Raw genomic sequence first — 204 nt, 5'->3', positions numbered from 1 at the left:
CAGATGATGATTATTGGGGTCAGTTTAAATAATGAAAAAACTAAGATTTAAACCACGTGCAACCTTTAATGCTGATCTAAAACGGTTAGCCAGTTTAGACAAATCTATTATTGATGAAGTTCGAGCAGCCATTGACCTGTTGCTTGAGCAACAACAATTACCACCAGAATTTGAAGATCATGAGCTTAATCGGCGAATGAGCGG

1 protein-coding gene is annotated in these 204 nt (G+C 37.7%); it reads left to right on the top strand.

Annotation, left to right across the window (positions count from 1 at the left end; genetic code table 11):
* Window positions 1-31 precede the first annotated feature (31 nt).
* Window positions 32-204 (top strand): type II toxin-antitoxin system YafQ family toxin (locus tag IV64_RS07370; protein WP_162257390.1); only part of this gene is annotated, 173 nt, incomplete at its 3' end.

The organism is Lactiplantibacillus xiangfangensis, assembly GCF_001438845.1.
Classification (GTDB): domain Bacteria; phylum Bacillota; class Bacilli; order Lactobacillales; family Lactobacillaceae; genus Lactiplantibacillus; species Lactiplantibacillus xiangfangensis.
The sequence above is the reverse complement of the archived record's forward strand: the minus strand, read 5'-3'. Positions and strand labels throughout refer to the sequence as shown.